This is a genomic window from Cellvibrio sp. ATLC23 (assembly GCF_057196725.1).
The window spans coordinates 327,905-344,154 of record NZ_JBXUOS010000001.1 but is presented as its reverse complement, the minus strand read 5'-3'; the positions used below and the strand labels follow the sequence as shown (position 1 = coordinate 344,154).

Annotated in this window: 13 protein-coding genes; 10 read left to right on the top strand and 3 right to left on the bottom strand. The window is 45.3% G+C overall.

Going from position 1 to position 16,250, the window contains the following annotated elements; all coding sequences use genetic code 11:
• Position 1: 1 nt before the first annotated feature.
• The 5 genes from AC2CG4_RS01425 to AC2CG4_RS01405 are packed head-to-tail and all read left to right on the top strand — an operon-like array spanning position 2 to position 5,643.
• Positions 2 to 316 (top strand): DUF2934 domain-containing protein, encoded by a 315-nt coding sequence (locus AC2CG4_RS01425; protein WP_484484557.1) that lies wholly within the window; start codon positions 2 to 4, stop codon positions 314 to 316.
• Positions 285 to 2,540 (top strand): glycogen debranching protein GlgX, encoded by a 2,256-nt coding sequence (gene glgX, locus AC2CG4_RS01420; protein ID WP_484484556.1) that lies wholly within the window; start codon positions 285 to 287, stop codon positions 2,538 to 2,540. Before AC2CG4_RS01425 ends, glgX begins: the two co-directional genes overlap by 32 nt.
• On the top strand, positions 2,537 to 3,361 hold the full coding sequence (locus AC2CG4_RS01415) for an endonuclease/exonuclease/phosphatase family protein (RefSeq protein ID WP_484484555.1): 825 nt from the start codon (positions 2,537 to 2,539) through the stop codon (positions 3,359 to 3,361). The genes glgX and AC2CG4_RS01415 overlap by 4 nt, the downstream gene beginning before the upstream one ends.
• Positions 3,358 to 4,617, top strand: a complete 1,260-nt coding sequence (gene clsB, locus AC2CG4_RS01410; RefSeq protein ID WP_484484554.1) for a cardiolipin synthase ClsB — start codon at positions 3,358 to 3,360, stop codon at positions 4,615 to 4,617. The genes AC2CG4_RS01415 and clsB overlap by 4 nt, the downstream gene beginning before the upstream one ends.
• A gap of 33 nt (positions 4,618 to 4,650) precedes the next feature.
• The gene (locus tag AC2CG4_RS01405) at positions 4,651 to 5,643 is read left to right on the top strand and encodes a lysylphosphatidylglycerol synthase domain-containing protein (RefSeq protein WP_484484553.1); all 993 of its coding nucleotides are present in this window, start codon (positions 4,651 to 4,653) and stop codon (positions 5,641 to 5,643) included.
• A 23-nt stretch (positions 5,644 to 5,666) separates the two neighbouring features.
• Here the strand turns inward: AC2CG4_RS01405 and treF are convergent, their stop codons facing one another.
• Positions 5,667 to 7,277: an alpha,alpha-trehalase TreF gene (gene treF / locus AC2CG4_RS01400; RefSeq protein WP_484484552.1), complete on the bottom strand. Its 1,611-nt coding sequence runs from the start codon at positions 7,275 to 7,277 to the stop codon at positions 5,667 to 5,669.
• A 290-nt stretch (positions 7,278 to 7,567) separates the two neighbouring features.
• On the opposite strand from treF, the gene AC2CG4_RS01395 reads away from it, so the two are divergent.
• Entirely contained in the window at positions 7,568 to 8,077 is a 510-nt protein-coding gene (locus AC2CG4_RS01395) for a hypothetical protein (RefSeq protein WP_484484551.1), read from the top strand.
• Between the two features lie 416 nt (positions 8,078 to 8,493).
• The gene (locus AC2CG4_RS01390; RefSeq protein ID WP_484484550.1) at positions 8,494 to 9,315 is read left to right on the top strand and encodes a Crp/Fnr family transcriptional regulator; all 822 of its coding nucleotides are present in this window, start codon (positions 8,494 to 8,496) and stop codon (positions 9,313 to 9,315) included.
• A gap of 88 nt (positions 9,316 to 9,403) precedes the next feature.
• Here the strand turns inward: AC2CG4_RS01390 and ilvE are convergent, their stop codons facing one another.
• Complete coding sequence (ilvE, locus tag AC2CG4_RS01385; RefSeq protein ID WP_484484549.1) at positions 9,404 to 10,300, bottom strand: branched-chain-amino-acid transaminase; 897 nt, start codon at positions 10,298 to 10,300, stop codon at positions 9,404 to 9,406.
• Positions 10,293 to 11,090 carry a PhzF family phenazine biosynthesis protein gene (locus AC2CG4_RS01380; RefSeq protein WP_484484548.1) on the bottom strand — a complete coding sequence of 266 codons (798 nt, stop codon included), beginning with the start codon at positions 11,088 to 11,090 and terminating at the stop codon, positions 10,293 to 10,295. Before AC2CG4_RS01380 ends, ilvE begins: the two co-directional genes overlap by 8 nt.
• A gap of 196 nt (positions 11,091 to 11,286) precedes the next feature.
• On the opposite strand from AC2CG4_RS01380, the gene AC2CG4_RS01375 reads away from it, so the two are divergent.
• The 3 genes from AC2CG4_RS01375 (at position 11,287) to AC2CG4_RS01365 (ending at position 16,186) form a co-directional block, all read left to right on the top strand.
• Positions 11,287 to 12,693, top strand: a complete 1,407-nt coding sequence (locus AC2CG4_RS01375; RefSeq protein WP_484484547.1) for an aminotransferase-like domain-containing protein — start codon at positions 11,287 to 11,289, stop codon at positions 12,691 to 12,693.
• 505 nt (positions 12,694 to 13,198) lie between these two features.
• Entirely contained in the window at positions 13,199 to 14,638 is a 1,440-nt protein-coding gene (locus tag AC2CG4_RS01370) for a carbohydrate-binding protein (protein ID WP_484484546.1), read from the top strand.
• Positions 14,639 to 14,722: 84 nt separating this feature from the next.
• Positions 14,723 to 16,186, top strand: a complete 1,464-nt coding sequence (locus AC2CG4_RS01365) for a carbohydrate-binding protein (RefSeq protein WP_484484545.1) — start codon at positions 14,723 to 14,725, stop codon at positions 16,184 to 16,186.
• Positions 16,187 to 16,250: the final 64 nt, after the last annotated feature.

Below are 16,250 nucleotides of genomic sequence, written 5' to 3'. Positions count from 1 at the left end.
CATGAACAACACTCAACAACGCATTCAGGAATTGGCTCACCAGATTTGGGAATCCGAGGGCAAACCTCACGGTCATTCTATTCGCCATTGGGAAACCGCGTGCAAACTTGTCGCAGCAGAGAAAGAAAACCATGGCCCAGCGATTATGAAGCAATTGAATGAATCTTCTCTTCCTGGTTCTGCCCCATCGCCCACCAAGTCTGAGAAAAAAACACGCAAACCTAAAATAGTGGCAGAAGATGAAACTCTGCTCTCCGTTGTGCCAAAAACGCAGAAGAGATCGAATGCAAAACAAAGTAAATCTATTAGCGATTGATCCTGTTGCTCACAGACTAGACGTATTGCCATGGAATATCATAGAGGAAGTAGCAATGAACTCATCAACTAAATGTATCAAAGTGGAATCATCCACTCGCATTATGGAAGGCAAACCTTTTCCACTGGGTGCCACTTGGGACGGCGTAGGCGTTAATTTTGCAATTTTTTCTGCGAACGCCACCAAGGTTGAATTATGTTTGTTTGATGACACTGGCGAAGTGGAATTAGAGCGCATTGAACTTCCTGAATATACCGATGAAATATGGCACGGTTATTTACCCGATGCAAATGTGGGCCAAGTTTACGGCTACCGAGTTTACGGCCCCTATGCGCCAGAAGCTGGCCATCGATTTAATCCTAACAAATTATTAATTGATCCTTACGCAAAACAATTAGTAGGAAAGCTGAAATGGGACGAAAGTCTATTTGGCTACACTATCGGCCATCCTGATGGCGATTTGAGTTTTGATGAACGTGATAGCGCCCCATTCATCCCTAAAGCAAAAGTTATAGACCCCGCTTTTACATGGAACGAGCATAAATCGTGTCGCATTCCTAATAACGAAACAATAATTTACGAAACACATGTTCGCGGCATCAGCATGCTACACCCAGCAGTGCCGAAAGAAATACGCGGCACTTTTGCCGGCTTGAGCAACCCAACTTTACTCGAACATATTAAAAATTTGGGTGTAACCAGTATTGAGCTGTTACCGATACACGCATTTGTGGATGACAATCATCTACTTGAAAAAGAGTTAAAGAATTATTGGGGATACAACACCATCGCATTTTTTTGCCCGCACATTCCCTACCTATCGAATGGCCGCCTGAGTGAATTTAAAGAGATGAGCGCAAGTATTCATGAGGCCGGCTTGGAGTTAATTCTTGATGTTGTCTACAACCACACTGCAGAAGGAAGCGAGCTGGGCCCTACCCTTTCCATGCGCGGCATAGATAACGCAACTTACTATCGGTTGGTTGAAGATAATAAACGCTACTACGTTAATGATTCTGGAACCGGCAACACTCTGGACCTGGGCCATCCCTGTGTATTGCGGTTAGTAACTGACTCACTCCGCTATTGGACCACTGAAATGGGTGTTGATGGTTTCCGATTTGATTTGGGCACTATCCTCGCGCGCGAAGCCACCGGATTTAATGAAACCCACGGTTTTCACGTCGCCTGCCGACAGGACCCTATTTTGAGCCAATTAAAATTAATTGCTGAGCCATGGGATTGTGGTTTAGGCGGGTATCAAGTAGGAGCATTCCCACCAGGCTGGCACGAATGGAATGATAAATTTCGCGATACCGTGCGATCGTTCTGGCGAGGAGATCGAGGAGTATTACCTAAGTTAGCCACCAGCCTTACTGCGTCAGGTGATTTATTTAATCGTCGCGGCCGTAGACCTTACGCTTCTGTTAACTTTATTACAGCCCATGATGGCTTTACGTTAAATGATTTGGTGAGTTATAACCATAAACACAATGAAGCCAATGGCGACAATAATTGTGACGGTACAGATAACAACTTATCCAATAATTACGGCGCTGAAGGTGAGACTGATGATGAGAATATTCGCGCGATACGCGAGCGTCAGCTACGCAATTTACTAGGTACGCTTTTGCTTTCGCAAGGTACGCCCATGATAGTTGCCGGTGATGAGTTCGCGCGTACCCAACACGGCAACAATAATGTTTATTGTCAAGATAACGAAATAAGTTGGATTAATTGGGATATTAACGAGAAAGGTAAAACCTTGTTGGAATTTACCCAACAGCTTATTAATTTGAGAAAGAAATATCCTATGCTGCGGCGGGGACGTTTCCTAGTTGGAGAATACAACGAAGAAATTGGGGTAAAAGATGTTACCTGGCTCTCCCCTGATGGAAGCGAGATGTCTGACGACGACTGGCAAAATCCTGAACGGGCATGTGTGGGAATGCTAATGGATGGTCGCGCGCAGCCAACCGGCATTCACCGCCCCGGCAGCGACGCATCGCTCTTACTCGTTTTAAACGCACACGATATCGCAGTAAATTTCACACTCCCTGAAGTGGCACTGGGCCTCGGCTGGTCCCTTCTCATCGACACAAATAGACCTAATAGCCCTGTGCCTATCACCGACGAGTTGCTCCCTACCGGTCACGATTTTATTGTCACTGAGCGCTCACTGCTTTTGTTCGAACTTAAGAAAGACGAGGCAATCCCAAGATGAGATCGAACGTCACGGAGCCGATGATCAGTTTTTTGACAGAGCGAGCCGAAATTGAAAACAAGATTGTAAGGACAATGCCGCCAATCACAACGTTGCGGGTGCTAACCTTAAATATGCATAAAGGATTTACCGTTTTCAACCGCAGCTTTGTGCTTCACGAACTCCGCGACGCCGTTCGTCAGGTAGCCGCAGATATTGTCTTTCTACAAGAAGTGCACGGAAGTCATACAGAGCACTCGCTTCGACACCCCAAATGGCCCGCCACCTCCCAGTATGAATTTCTCGCTGATAGCATCTGGCCCGAGTTCGCCTATGGCCCCAACGCCGTATACCCAGCAGGTGATCACGGCAATGCCTTACTTTCAAAATTTCCTATTCTACGTTACCGAAATATCAATGTATCAATCGGAAAAATTGAACAACGCGGATTGCTACATTCTGTCCTCCAAATTCCAGGGCATGAAGAGGTGCATACCGTATGTTTACATTTAGGTTTACGCGAAAGCCATCGTCGGCAACAATTACTTTCACTATGCCAATTAATTGATACGCTCCCTCACAATGCGCCCGTTATTATCGCCGGTGATTTTAATGATTGGCGTAAACGTGCAGATAGATTATTACAAGCCTACGGCATGGATGAGGTATTTAAACGTACCGCGGGAAACCATGCGAAAAGTTTTCCCGCTCGCTTTCCACTGCTAAGCCTGGATCGAATTTATCTCAAAAATGCGACCCCCAAAAATCCGCTCATATTAACGCAACGACCTTGGTCCCATCTGTCGGATCATGCGCCTTTATTCGCGGAGATTACGTTATGAAGCCAATCTTGAGAGAAGGAAACCATACCGATCTGCTTATCAATGGGGAAGAATTTTTTCCCTGTCTTTTTAACGCAATAAACGAAGCTCAGACAGAAGTAATTATTGAAACGTTTATTCTTGCCGAAGACTCGGTAGGCAAGGAGCTTCAACAAACGCTTATTAAAGCAGCTAAACGAGGCTTACGTGTTGAGATCACAGTGGACGATTATGGCACTTGGGACTTAAGCCACGATTTTGTCAAAGGTATGACTAGCGCAGGTGTCAAACTACATATATTTGATCCACAACCAAAACTTTGGGGAGTACGATTAAATTTATTTCGACGCTTGCATCGAAAAATAGTTGTTATTGATCAAAAACTCGCATTTATCGGCGGAATCAATTACTCAGACGATCACAATATAAGTTTTGGCAAGCTCGCCAAACAGGACTATGTTGTGAAAATCACTGGGCCAGTGGTAGCTGACATACATCGTAGCGCCACAATGTTATTAATGCGTACTGCGAGCAAGCGCGCGCGCCGAGACCACATTAAACGTACAGAAGTAGACATCCCGGCAGCAACAGGCAATACCATAGTAGGTTATGTTGAACGAGATAACTGGAGAAATAAAAGATCCATCGAGCGACAATATTTATTAGCGTTACGCTTATCCAAGAAACGTGTTCTTATTGCCAATGCCTACTTCTTTCCTGGTTACAGGTTGCTACGAGAATTGCGCCGAGCCGCACAACGCGGAGTTAAAGTCACTCTAATTCTACAAGGTCAGCCTGACATGCCATGGGTAACCGCATTATCGCGCTTACTTTATGGTTACCTTATCCGAGCTGGTGTAACCATCTATGAGTACTGTCAACGCCCTTTACATGGAAAAGTCGCGGTTATGGACGATGAGTGGGTCACAGTGGGATCCAGCAATTTAGACCCTTTAAGTTTGTCGTTGAATCTCGAAGCCAATGTAGTGATTCAGGATCGCGACTTAAATGAAAAATTATATCGTCACCTCTATGACCTAAGCACGGAACACTGTAAGCCTATCGATATGGAAGTCGCCAAAAAAGGGTATTGGTGGCGCACTCCAGCTATTTTTCTTAGTTTCCATTTTTTACGACATTTTCCCACCTTGCTTGGCTGGCTTCCTGCCCACGCACCCATCGCAAAACTCATTGGGAAAAACACCCCCGAATCCGGTCGACAAAAAGATATGGATCAAAAATCAAAATCTACCGAGACAATTGAAAACTCCTTCTAATCGGAGTTGTATATCTTTTAGAGGTGTCCAACAATGACCAGCACAACTGCAGTTACCGACAATCCGGAACATGGCGCACCCAGTGCTTTAAAAGTCTGGGGAAAACGTGTACTCACCGCCGCTTTTTTTATCTTAATCGCTGGCCTTTTGTACAATTTAATCGGCAGTATTGAATGGAAAGATGTGCGCGAGGCGTTAACACAATACACTTGGCGTCATTTAGCCTTAGGTATATTAATTACATTTGCGAGTTACGGAATTTTTGCTAGTTATGATCTCCTAGGTAAAAAATACACGGGCCATGAGCTACCTGTAAAACAGATTATTCCGTTAGGAATTGTATGTTATGCCTTTAATCTTAACCTCTCCGCTTGGGTCGGAGGCATCGCATTGCGATATAGACTATACAATCGCCTTGGATTAAAAACCGCTACCATCACCCGAGTTCTCAGTATTAGCCTAATTAGCAATTGGCTCGGTTATATAATCCTTGCAGGCAGCATCTTCGCCCTGCGCCTATTAGATTTACCGGACAATTGGAAAATAGGCACAACCGCATTGCAGTTTATCGGAATAGCATTGCTATTCATCGCCTGTGCTTATTTTTTTGCTTGTAAATATTCAACCCGTCGCACGTTTCATATCAGGCAACACGAAATTGAATTGCCATCCTTACCTTTTGCATTAGCACAAGCATCGTTGGCGATAATAAACTGGTCACTGATGGGATTGTTGTTATTTACACTCATGCCTGACAAAGCGACTTACCCGACGGTATTAGGCATATTATTGATTTGTAGTATTGCGGGGATCATTACGCATATACCGGCGGGATTAGGCGTACTTGAGACCATTTTTATTACCATGCTGCAAGGTCAATTTGCAAAAAGCAGCATTTTGGCCGCCCTCATTGCGTATCGAATACTGTACTTTTTAATTCCGCTTGCTTTAGCAACCATCATTTATATTGCCATGGAACTACGCGCAAAAAAAATGAAACAACAAAATACTCAACACTCACCGTAAACGTTATTTTTCATCGATAACTTTTACTGACTAAAGTCATGACGGTTGCCTGCCCGACAATAATTGGCAGGATGATGCGGATCTTCTTTTAATAGTTGATAAGTCACACCATTGGTCCAACCGAAACCATCTTGTAGCGGATACTCGCCGCCACAGGCATGCTCTTCGGTCGGGCGTAAAATATATTTCTCCACTAATTTGCTATCGCACTCATACAGTCCCGAGACAATGGAAAGCCAACGCTTACTGATATCAGCGGCTAATTCACCATAACCATAGTTTCGCAATCCGGCAATCGCCATCCATTGCAACGGCGCCCAACCATTGGGACGATCCCATTGTTGCCCGGTTTTATTGAATTCCGTGGTAGAAATTCCACCTTCCACCAGCAACCGCTGAACGGTGATGTGTTTTACGCGCTCCGCCTGTTCGCGGCTGGCAGATTTTACAAATAAAGGGGTTAATGTTGCTGCAGTGAGATTGCTACGCTGAACATTATCACGCCAATGAAAATCAAAAAACGCACCTTCGCGCTCATTCCAAAAATAGGTATTCATTGCCTCTTGCCGCCGTAGTGCACGCTGGGAAAATTCTTCAGCCAATATAAAATCTTCTTTTAACTGCGCTAACATCGCTATTTGTTGTTCTAACTTGAATAGCAAGCAATTAAGATCAATCGGTAAAATATTGGTGGTGCAAATACTCGACAGGTCATAGGGATCAAGCTGCCAACGCGAACTAAAATCCCAGCCCGATTCTGCGCCTGCACGCAAATCGCGATAGACATCATGTACGGGACGATTGGATTGTTGAGCGGTTAATACATCTTGCCGATATGACTCGTCTCGCGGCGTATCGCGATCATCCCAATAACGGTTTAATAAAGCCCCATCGCTCATGCGAACACAGCGGCGATAGTCTTCTCCAGGTCTCAGATCATCACCACCTGCCATCCAAAAACAATATTCTTTTCGCAACTGCGGTAAATAATCGATCGCCTGTTTGACGCCATTTTTTTCAAACAGATCAACCATCAACGAAAAAACCGGTGGCTGTGAACGGCTAAGGTAGTAGGTGCGATTGCCATTTGGGATATGGCCATAGGTATCAATTAAGTAAGCAAAATTATCTGCCATTGAGGCCAGCAAGTGGGTTCTATTTGCACTGTATAAACCCAGCATGGTGAAATAGGAATCCCAATAGTACAACTCGGAAAAACGCCCGCCAGGAACTATGTAATCATAAGGTAGTGGCAGAATAGATGAACAAGGAGGATGCTCTTGCGGATGCCGCGTCAGAACCGGCCATAGAGATTCTATATGCGCGGCCAAAGGGCGATTGGAATCGGACACAAATGCACTAGTAGGAACTTCAGCTACGACGAATTGTTCCAGCACAAATGCTTTTAAATCAAAGCCAGCATCGTTACGAGTATTGCGATATAGCTCTACTATTTTTTCCGGTTCTTGTCGTGGAGCGCAGTCGACAAACGTTTTACCATCATCAAACACACACCCCATCTGAACATCGACAAAAAGTTCTTGATAACGATCAGCAGGCGTTAAGGTATCAGCTTGCGAAACTTGATTAATTTTATGATATGAATTCATGCCGAGCGGAGCATCAAATTTCACCGAAACTCTCCTTAAAGAAAAAAGGCTTTAATAAAGTATAAACCAAATCTTTAATAGGAGTAAAAACATGCCGGTTACTTATCTATCCGCCGCCCTATAATTTTTGTGCCATTAACCTACACAAGCGAGCGAAACTTCCGTTAATTTTGCTCAATTAAAACTCTCAATTTTCTACCCATTCACAAAAATTAGAGTCTGATTTTTTTGAACAATGGTATGTGCATTAACGAACAGAAACATTTTATTGTCCTTGATAAGTATGGTCTACCTACTTTTTTAAGGAGAAGATCATGGACAATTACAAACATTTCATTTCCGGTTTTTTTGCCCACAAAGATCAAATAGAGGATGTGGCAAAGAAATTGATGACACTCGATATTCCAGCAGAACGTATACATTGCATGCACGCCAAACAAGAACCGTCGAATCATTTACCCCAAGAGGATAGTAATCATGTTTTAGCTGATATATTAAAAGACGGTGCAATTGGCGCGGCCGTGGGTACAGGTGCTGGCATTGCAGCAGAAATTGCCTTACTTACCGCCAATGTTAGTTTATTTGTTGCAAGTCCCTTGGTGGCTCCCTTGGTTCTATTAGGCTGGGGCGCAGGGCTAGGCGGATTTCTTGGAGCCACTGTGGGCGCGAGTAAAAAATCAAAAGCTTTTTCAGACTTGGTGCAAGACTCGATTAAGAGTGGACAACACGTGATCGTTGTCAAAACACTCTCAGAACAAGAAAGTACCGTCGTCAAAAACATCATAAAAGGTGCAGTAGGGGACTTTAAAGAAGTCAGCGAATAGCTCACTGATCAAGCTCGTAAGACTCTCGCGACTCCGAGACCCTCTAAAAATGACGGGTCTTGTTTCCCCTGCAGCTAATCGATGCAAGTAAAAAATAATTTATCAAAAAATATTGATTTTTTTCTCTAACGACTTTTTTGAAGCGTCGTTAAATCCGCTTTTCCCATAACTATGAGTGCGCAGCGCATTAATGTAAAAGTTTCATGAACTTTGAAAAAAGGTTTCTATTTTCGGGCTGATTCGCTCCCAATTCGCACTAAACCCTTGATAACTCTGGCATAAAAAAGTTGGCATTACTATTGCGATGCATTCCGTACGATTTCTTTAATTATTTGGTACAGAGTCTGTAGTCATACAAAGGTTAGAAAAATTTGCCCTTGCAACTTTTTAGTTTTAACCACTTTCGAGGTAACATTATGCCAGCAGTCAACTTTTCAACCGTAAAAAAAGGATCTATTTATCGCCCATCTGCGGAAGGGCATGTGTCCCATCCCGAATTGAATTCACCGAAACATAACCACTTACTGGCTGCCCTGCCCCCTAATGATTATGTACGTCTACTTCCTTTTATGGAGCTCTACCCCGTAGATACTGAAGAGGTATTGCACGAGGCAGGAATGCCTGTTGAATGGATTTATTTTCCTACCACAGCGGTGATCTGCATTGGTTACATGACTGAGAATGGCTCCATGCCCAGTGTGGCACTGGTAGGAAAAGATGGCTTGGTAGGGTTGCCTTGCATTATGGGAAATGATCAAGCCACCTGTTATGCAACTGTACAAAGCGCAGGATTTACTTATCGTATAAGAGCAAGTCACCTTAAAAAGGATCTATATCTGAAAGGGGACTTGTTACGCATGACATTGCTTTATTCGCAATTATTTTTCACCCAAGTTTCTCAAACAGCCGTCTGCAATCGCCTGCACTCGATCGATCAACAGCTTTGCCGTTACCTTTTAACAAGTGCCGACTTGCTCGAGCGGGATGAGTTTAATTTAACACATGAATTTATCGCCAATATGTTAGGCGTGAGACGCGAAGGGATCACTAAATCGGCCGGGAAATTGGCACAAAAAGGTCTCATACGTTACAACTGGGGCAAAATTCAAATCCTCGACAAAGAGGGCCTTAAAAACGAAGTTTGCGAATGTTATTCCGTTGTCAAAAATGAACGCGCACGTTTAATGCCTTTTAAACCTGCGGTTTATTTTAAAGGTATGACTAAAGTAGCTAATTAAATTTTTTTGTTAGCGCATCTAAGGTATTACCCCATTATAAAAAGGACTCTTTAACTTAACGCAAGGATGCGTCAAAAACTCAATCTATCTAATTGACCAATTCTTTAAAGGCTGCCGCCAAGCGTAGATAAATCGGGCCCGGGCACTGGGGAATTTTTCGTCCATCAGCAAAGCCAACGGGAATTAATTCCGCTCCCGTACCTGTGAGAAAACATTCATCCGCGGTGAACAAATCGTAAGGTGCGAGTGGAGTCTCGCGAAATTTAATGCCGAGTTTGTCTGCTAATTCCAATACAACTTGACGGGTGATACCATCGAGCGCGCCTTCAATAACCGGTGGGGTTAATAATTCACCGTGCTGTACGATAAAAATATTATCCGCACTACCCTCTGCAATTCTACCCGCACTGTTGAGCAAAATGGCCTCATCTGCGCCTGCATGAGTGGCCTCCATTCGCGCGAGAATATGATTGAGGTAATTCAAACTTTTAATGCGCGGATCGAGACCGTCGGCACCCAACCGGCGCGTGGCGGCGATGATGACTTTTGCACCTTCATTGCGTACTCGCTCGCTGACCATGTGCAGACTGTCCGCAATAATAAAAAGCTGCGGAGAATGGCAGCGCGCAGGGTCTATACCCAGTGGCCCAACACCGCGAGTCACCACCATGCGGAGATAACCATTACTATCTGGGGCGGCAGAAATGATGTCGATAACCGCTTGCGTTAATTGTTCGATGCTATAGGGAATATTTAATGCAATCGCGCGCGCTGACAATAATAATCGCTCAAGATGTGCCTGCAGACGAAATGCTTTGCCGTGGTAAAAACGAATGCCTTCAAATACACCATCGCCATACAACAAGCCGTGGTCGAATACAGAAACCCTTGCCTGTTGGGCAGGCATTATTTTTCCGTTCAACCAACAAATAGGGGTTGCAGATACACCTGTGGCCTGCGGATCGTTAATCGCTAAATCAACCATGAAATTCTCCCGTGAGCATAGTGCGGGCTTTACCGCTTAATAGAACCCGTTCGCCTTGCCAATCCAGCGTTAATAGGCCGCCGCGTGATGATACTTGTTGTGCGCGCAGATGAGTTTTGTCGAGGCGATTCCCCCAATAACAGGCGAGTAAACAGTGCGCTGAGCCGGTGACTGAATCTTCATTAATGCCAGCCTTGGGCGCAAAAAAGCGCGAGACCATATCCAGCCCTGAACCTGTATCACCAGGTGCGGTGAGGATTAAACCGCGCGTAGTAAAAGAGGCTATTAGTTCAGGATTAGGCACAAAATTGCGCACTTGATCGGCGGAATCCAACACTGCCATCAAATCATCTCGCCCTTGCCCGAACCAATGTGGCTGGCTGCCGAGTAGCTGTAACAGTACGGGAGGAACTGCTGCGATGGACTGGGGGAAATCGGCAGGGAAATCCAGTTGGATTTCATCGCCGATACGGGTTGCTGTTAACTGGCCACTTAACGTATGGAATTCCAAGGTCGCCGCTGTTTCGCCCGCGTGCTGCCAAAGAGCATGAGCGGCAGCGAGTGTCGCGTGGCCACAGAGGCTCACTTCCACCGTTGGGGTAAACCAGCGCAGGTTCCAACTGCCATCGGCACGTTTATGCACAAACGCCGTTTCGGCTTGATTCATTTCCAGCGCGACATTTTGCATCCAACTGGCGGGCTGTTCCTGATCGAGAATACAAACACCCGCGGGATTACCGCTAAACGGCCGGTCGATAAAAGCATCAACTAAAAACAATGGGTGACTCATAGACTCCTCCTGATATGTCCTTACTGGGATAAATGGTGACTGTTTTGCGAGAAAGCAGTGTATTTCCTGAACAACAACCATTACAGTTTCAGAACGCCAAAATTGATACGGTACAGTTTTAGTTATACGTATCTGTACCTATTAATTTCTACCAAAACTGTACCTATAGAACCACTGACGCACTGCTGGAGCTGTAATGGACATTCTCTACCGCAAACTTGCCGATGAGCTGGCCAGCCTGATCAACGCAGGCGGATTTCAAGCGGGCGACCGCATGCCCGGTGTGCGTGCGCAGGCGCAGGCGCGCGGCGTGAGTATCGCCACGGTCATTACCGCTTATCGCCAATTAGAGGATTGGGGGTTGCTGGAGGTGCGCAATCGCTCGGGCTTTTACGTCAAAGCCAAAACCGCGCTTGCAGTAGCACCGCCACGCATTGTGGTAACCACTATGCGCCCTGCTCTGGTTACCGGGCAGGATATGGTGTTGCAACTGATTAAAGCGGCGAACAACCCGACGATTGTGCAATTGGGTGCAGCCGTACCCGCCGCCGAATTTTTGCCGACCCGCGCTATTGAGCAGGCACTTACCAAAGCGGCGCGGCACTATCGGGTACGCACTGCGAATTATGAGTTCTCGCCCGGTGCGCCGGAATTGCGTCGCCAGCTCGCGCGCCGGTTGGCCGATGCCGGTTGCGCTGTGCACCCGGATAATCTGGTGATTACCAACGGCTGCCAAGAGGCATTGACGCTGGCGTTGCGCGCGGTGACATCGCCCGGCGATGTGGTCGCCATCGAATCGCCCACCTTTTATGGCCTGCTGCAGGTAATTGAATCGCTGGGGCTGGAGGCACTGGAAATCCCCACTAACCCACATTCCGGTATGTCGCTGGAAGCGCTGGACTTGGCACTGAGCCGCTGGCCAGTCAAAGTCTGTGTGGTCACCCCCAACTTCAGCAATCCACTCGGCTGCTTGATGCCCGACGAGCACAAACAAAAACTGGTGGCGATGCTTAAAGCGCGTGGAATCCCGTTAATTGAAGATGATATTTACGGCGATTTAAGTTTCAGCCATGCGCGCCCGTCTCTGCTCAAAGGTCTGGATGAGAACGTGATTCTGTGCAGCTCGATTTCCAAAACCCTGTCGCCCGGCTTGCGTGTAGGGTGGATTGCACCGGGGCGCTATCAAGAAAAAGTGGAGTACATGAAATATGTGCTGAATCTGGCCACCACCACCATCCCACAATTGGCGGTGACCGAATTGCTGGAAAGTGGCCAATACGAGCGTCACGTGCGCCGGGTGCGCGGCGACTATGCGCAGTCAGTCGCGCGCATGACGGAAGCGGTGATTCACTATTTTCCCGAGGGCACCAAAATCACCAAGCCGGAAGGCGGTTTTGTGATCTGGCTAGAGTTGCCGGGCGAGGTAGACAGTTTTGCGTTAGCACGAAAGGCATTGGGACAAGGAATCAGCATCGCACCAGGGCCTATTTTTTCAGCGAGTCAAAAGTACCGGCAATTTATCCGGCTCTCTTGCGCCTGTGTATGGGGCAGTCGTATTGAGCGAGCGTTGATGAGTTTGGCGGGGTTGATTGCAGCGAGCTAACACTGCTCGCATCTTAAATTCATTGCCAATAACACATTGACCCCTTAACTCTGAGCGAACCAAATTTCTAATCAGAAAATTAAGCGAACCTATTGCGATTAAAAAATATTTTTCCGACATTTTTTCAGTGTGCTCTTATTAAAAATCATTTAAATTACTAATACACTAGTCATATAAATAAAAAATAGGGCATAAAAACTCCCTCTTTCTCTACCTCCTAGAAATTTTCACATCAAAAAAAATTAATAAAAAATATAAAACATCGCAACACAATAAGCATCACAAGATGATTTCGTTTACATCGATAATTCTCCTACATAAACGAACAAACAATTAATTAATGGATAAAAAATACAAAAACCAATGTTATAGTCATTACGACAAAAACATTGAATGAAGACACTCTCTAGTATTTTTTTATGGGATTAATGTGACATCTATGCTGTTTTTCCCTGAGAAAAATGCTTCACACACAATATTTGACGCACCATAACCGGAGCATGACATGTTTAAAAAAATAATGATTTCCAGTTTATTGAGCAGTATGTTTTTTTCATTAGCTGCCCATGCATTACCCCCTGCCCCTACCGGAAAGAAATGGGTAGAGGTTAGCGAGCTTACCGATGACTTCAATAGCTTTGATAACAACAAATGGCAAAAAGGTCACCCCTATTGGAGCGGGCGAGCACCTAGTGTTTACAACAATAATAATATTGCCGTGACTGATGGTTCACTCAAATTAAACATGTCGGTAAAAGACCCAAGCCAAAAAGGTAATTGGATTTGGGCTGCCTGCGTCACCTCCAAAACCAAAGCATTTACCCAGGGCATGTATTCGGAAGTGAAAATTAAAGTGGCAGATTTATCCGTCACCTCTTCATTTTGGATGCAAGGTGCCTACAGTGAAATTGATGTGATTGAAAACTATGGCCGCGTTGAAAACAACAACTTGCGCTATCTCGATTACACCATGGAAAGTAACACCCATTATTTTCGCAACGGGTGGGATAAAGATATAAAAACCCAAAAACATTTCGCCAACCCAGGCAATGGCCGCAATGCCGATAAATTCTACACCTACGGCGTTTGGTGGAAGGACAACCGCAATATCACTTTCTACCGCGACGGCCAAGAGATGGGCTCAGTGGTTACCGGTGGCAACTTTGACGAACCTATGTACTTGTTTTTTGATATGGAAACTTTTACTTGGGGCCCAGGTATTCCAACCCAAGCACAACTTAACGACAACAACAAAAACACTGCCTACTACGATTACGTAAAAACCTATCGTTTAGTCGATGGCACAACGCCAAACAGCAGCAGTAAAAGTAGCGCTCAGGCACAAAGCTCCGCCGCCAGCAACACCGCTAACATTCCCGGCAAAATTGAAGCCGAAAACTTCACAGCCGAACGCGGTACTCAAGTTGAAATGACAACGGACACCGATGGCGGAAAAAATGTTGGTTATATCGAAAACGGTGATTTTTTAGAGTTTGATGTGAATGTCACCACCGCTGGCAACTACACCATAAATTTCCGCGTTGCCAGCAATACAAATGGAGGCAATATTTACGCATCTTCCAACGGCAGCAACTTTGCCAACGTTGATCTGGGCAATACCGGTGGTTGGCAAAACTGGACAACCCGCAGCGTGCAGGCTTACTTGAATGCAGGCAAACAAAAAATTCGCTTGGATTTCAGTGGCGATAACACCTACCTACTGAATATTAATTGGATCAATTTTAGTTTGATCTCAACACCCGCTTCATCAAAGCCTGCGAGCTCTATGAGTTCGAGTTCATCACCGCAAACGCCAGTCATTGACCAATGCAACACCACCCAACAATGCAAAAATATTTTTGGCCCCAAGGCAACTGACTGTAAAAATAGCCAATCGGCGCAAAGTGTTTGTATGTGTGGCACTAGTGCTTGCAGCACAAATTAATAATTCTAAATCCGTGAAGCCAACAAAAATTTGTTAGCTTCACACAAAAATTCAAACCCTAAAAAACAATAATAGGTCAATACTATGAATTTTCTTATCCGATCATTTGAATACCGGAATAGCTTCCAGCGGGTTATACGTAACACCATTATTTTATTGTCGCTCACTTCCGCGCAACTACTTGCCGCACCGCCAAGTGCACCGAGCGGAAAAGGCTGGGTGCCCGTTGCAGAACTCACCGATGAGTTTAATGCAAGTCAACTGGATACTAACAAATGGGACGACTATCACCCCAACTGGTCTGGACGCGCGCCGAGTGCTTTTAAAAAAGGCAATTGTTATATAGGCAATGGCAACCTCAACCTGAAATCAACTCTACGCAAACCCCCTTCTACAGTTAACAACCCGTTTAATGACATTTGGGTCGATGCGGCCGCCTGCGCATCTAAAGAAAAATCGGCACAAATGGGTTACTACTACGAAGCGCGAATTAAAGCGTCAAATTTATCCATGACCTCATCATTTTGGTTCCGCGTAGGCAATTATTCAGAAATTGATGTGATAGAACATATTGGCAACCCAAGCCAAGATAAACGCGATGTTGATTTACCCTACCAGTATCACGCCAACGTGCACTTTTATGGACAATACCAAGGCACCAGCCCCCAGCCAAAAGAATGGAAAATGCCAACCCGCGGGCGCGATGAGTACCACACCTACGGCTTTTGGTGGAAAGATGCCAAGACCTTGTGGTTTTACCACAACGACGTGAAAGTAATGGAGATTACGCCAACACATCCGCTCGAAGAAAATTTAAAAATGATTTTCGATACCGAGGTGTTCCCCTTCGCGACAGCAGGCGTCGCTAATATCGGTTTACCTATTCCTGAAGACCTTAATGACCCAACCAAAAACACAATGAAAGTTGACTGGGTACGCACCTATAAATTGGAGAACAGCAAAACCCTGAATATACCGGGAAAAATTCAAGCTGAAGACTATTCAGCAGAACGCGGCACTCAAACGGAGGCAACAACCGATACCGATGGTGGTAAAAATGTAGGCTATATCGAAAATGGTGATTTTTTAGAGTTTGATGTTAATGTCGCTACTGCAGGCAGCTACACCATAGATTTCCGCCTTGCCAGTGGCACTAATGGCGGCAATATATTTGCATCGATCAATAGCAATAATTTCGCCAACCTAAACCTGGGCAATACCGGCGGTTGGCAAAGCTGGACAACCCGCAGCCTGCAGGCTTACTTGAACGCAGGCAAACAAAAAATTCGCCTGGACTTCAGCGGTGACAACACCTATTTGCTAAATATCAATTGGGTTAATTTTAGTTTACCTGCGGCCGCTTCTAGCAGTTCGAAAAGCAGTAACGCAACATCCAGTAGCTCGCTACCCAACAGTTTGCCTATAGATCAATGCAACACTACTCAGCAGTGCAAAACTATTTTTGGTTTTCAAGCTACCGATTGTAAAAACAGTGCGTCAGCACAAAGTGTTTGTATGTGCGGCACAAAGGCTTGCAGCACAAATTAAAGCCCAAAAAAAAAGCGGGCTGTTGCAGACAAACATCTGCAACAACCCGCCTGCTTTAAGACAA

Excerpts from the sequence above, each read along its gene's own strand:
- AC2CG4_RS01425 (WP_484484557.1), top strand. The coding sequence starts at position 2 with ATGAACAACACTCAACAACGCATTCAGGAATTGGCTCACCAGATTTGG.
- glgX (WP_484484556.1), top strand. The coding sequence starts at position 285 with ATGCAAAACAAAGTAAATCTATTAGCGATTGATCCTGTTGCTCACAGA.
- AC2CG4_RS01415 (WP_484484555.1), top strand. The coding sequence starts at position 2,537 with ATGAGATCGAACGTCACGGAGCCGATGATCAGTTTTTTGACAGAGCGA.
- clsB (WP_484484554.1), top strand. The coding sequence starts at position 3,358 with ATGAAGCCAATCTTGAGAGAAGGAAACCATACCGATCTGCTTATCAAT.
- AC2CG4_RS01405 (WP_484484553.1), top strand. The coding sequence starts at position 4,651 with ATGACCAGCACAACTGCAGTTACCGACAATCCGGAACATGGCGCACCC.
- AC2CG4_RS01395 (WP_484484551.1), top strand. The coding sequence starts at position 7,568 with ATGGACAATTACAAACATTTCATTTCCGGTTTTTTTGCCCACAAAGAT.
- AC2CG4_RS01390 (WP_484484550.1), top strand. The coding sequence starts at position 8,494 with ATGCCAGCAGTCAACTTTTCAACCGTAAAAAAAGGATCTATTTATCGC.
- ilvE (WP_484484549.1), bottom strand. The coding sequence starts at position 10,300 with ATGGTTGATTTAGCGATTAACGATCCGCAGGCCACAGGTGTATCTGCA.
- AC2CG4_RS01380 (WP_484484548.1), bottom strand. The coding sequence starts at position 11,090 with ATGAGTCACCCATTGTTTTTAGTTGATGCTTTTATCGACCGGCCGTTT.
- AC2CG4_RS01375 (WP_484484547.1), top strand. The coding sequence starts at position 11,287 with ATGGACATTCTCTACCGCAAACTTGCCGATGAGCTGGCCAGCCTGATC.
- AC2CG4_RS01370 (WP_484484546.1), top strand. The coding sequence starts at position 13,199 with ATGTTTAAAAAAATAATGATTTCCAGTTTATTGAGCAGTATGTTTTTT.
- AC2CG4_RS01365 (WP_484484545.1), top strand. The coding sequence starts at position 14,723 with ATGAATTTTCTTATCCGATCATTTGAATACCGGAATAGCTTCCAGCGG.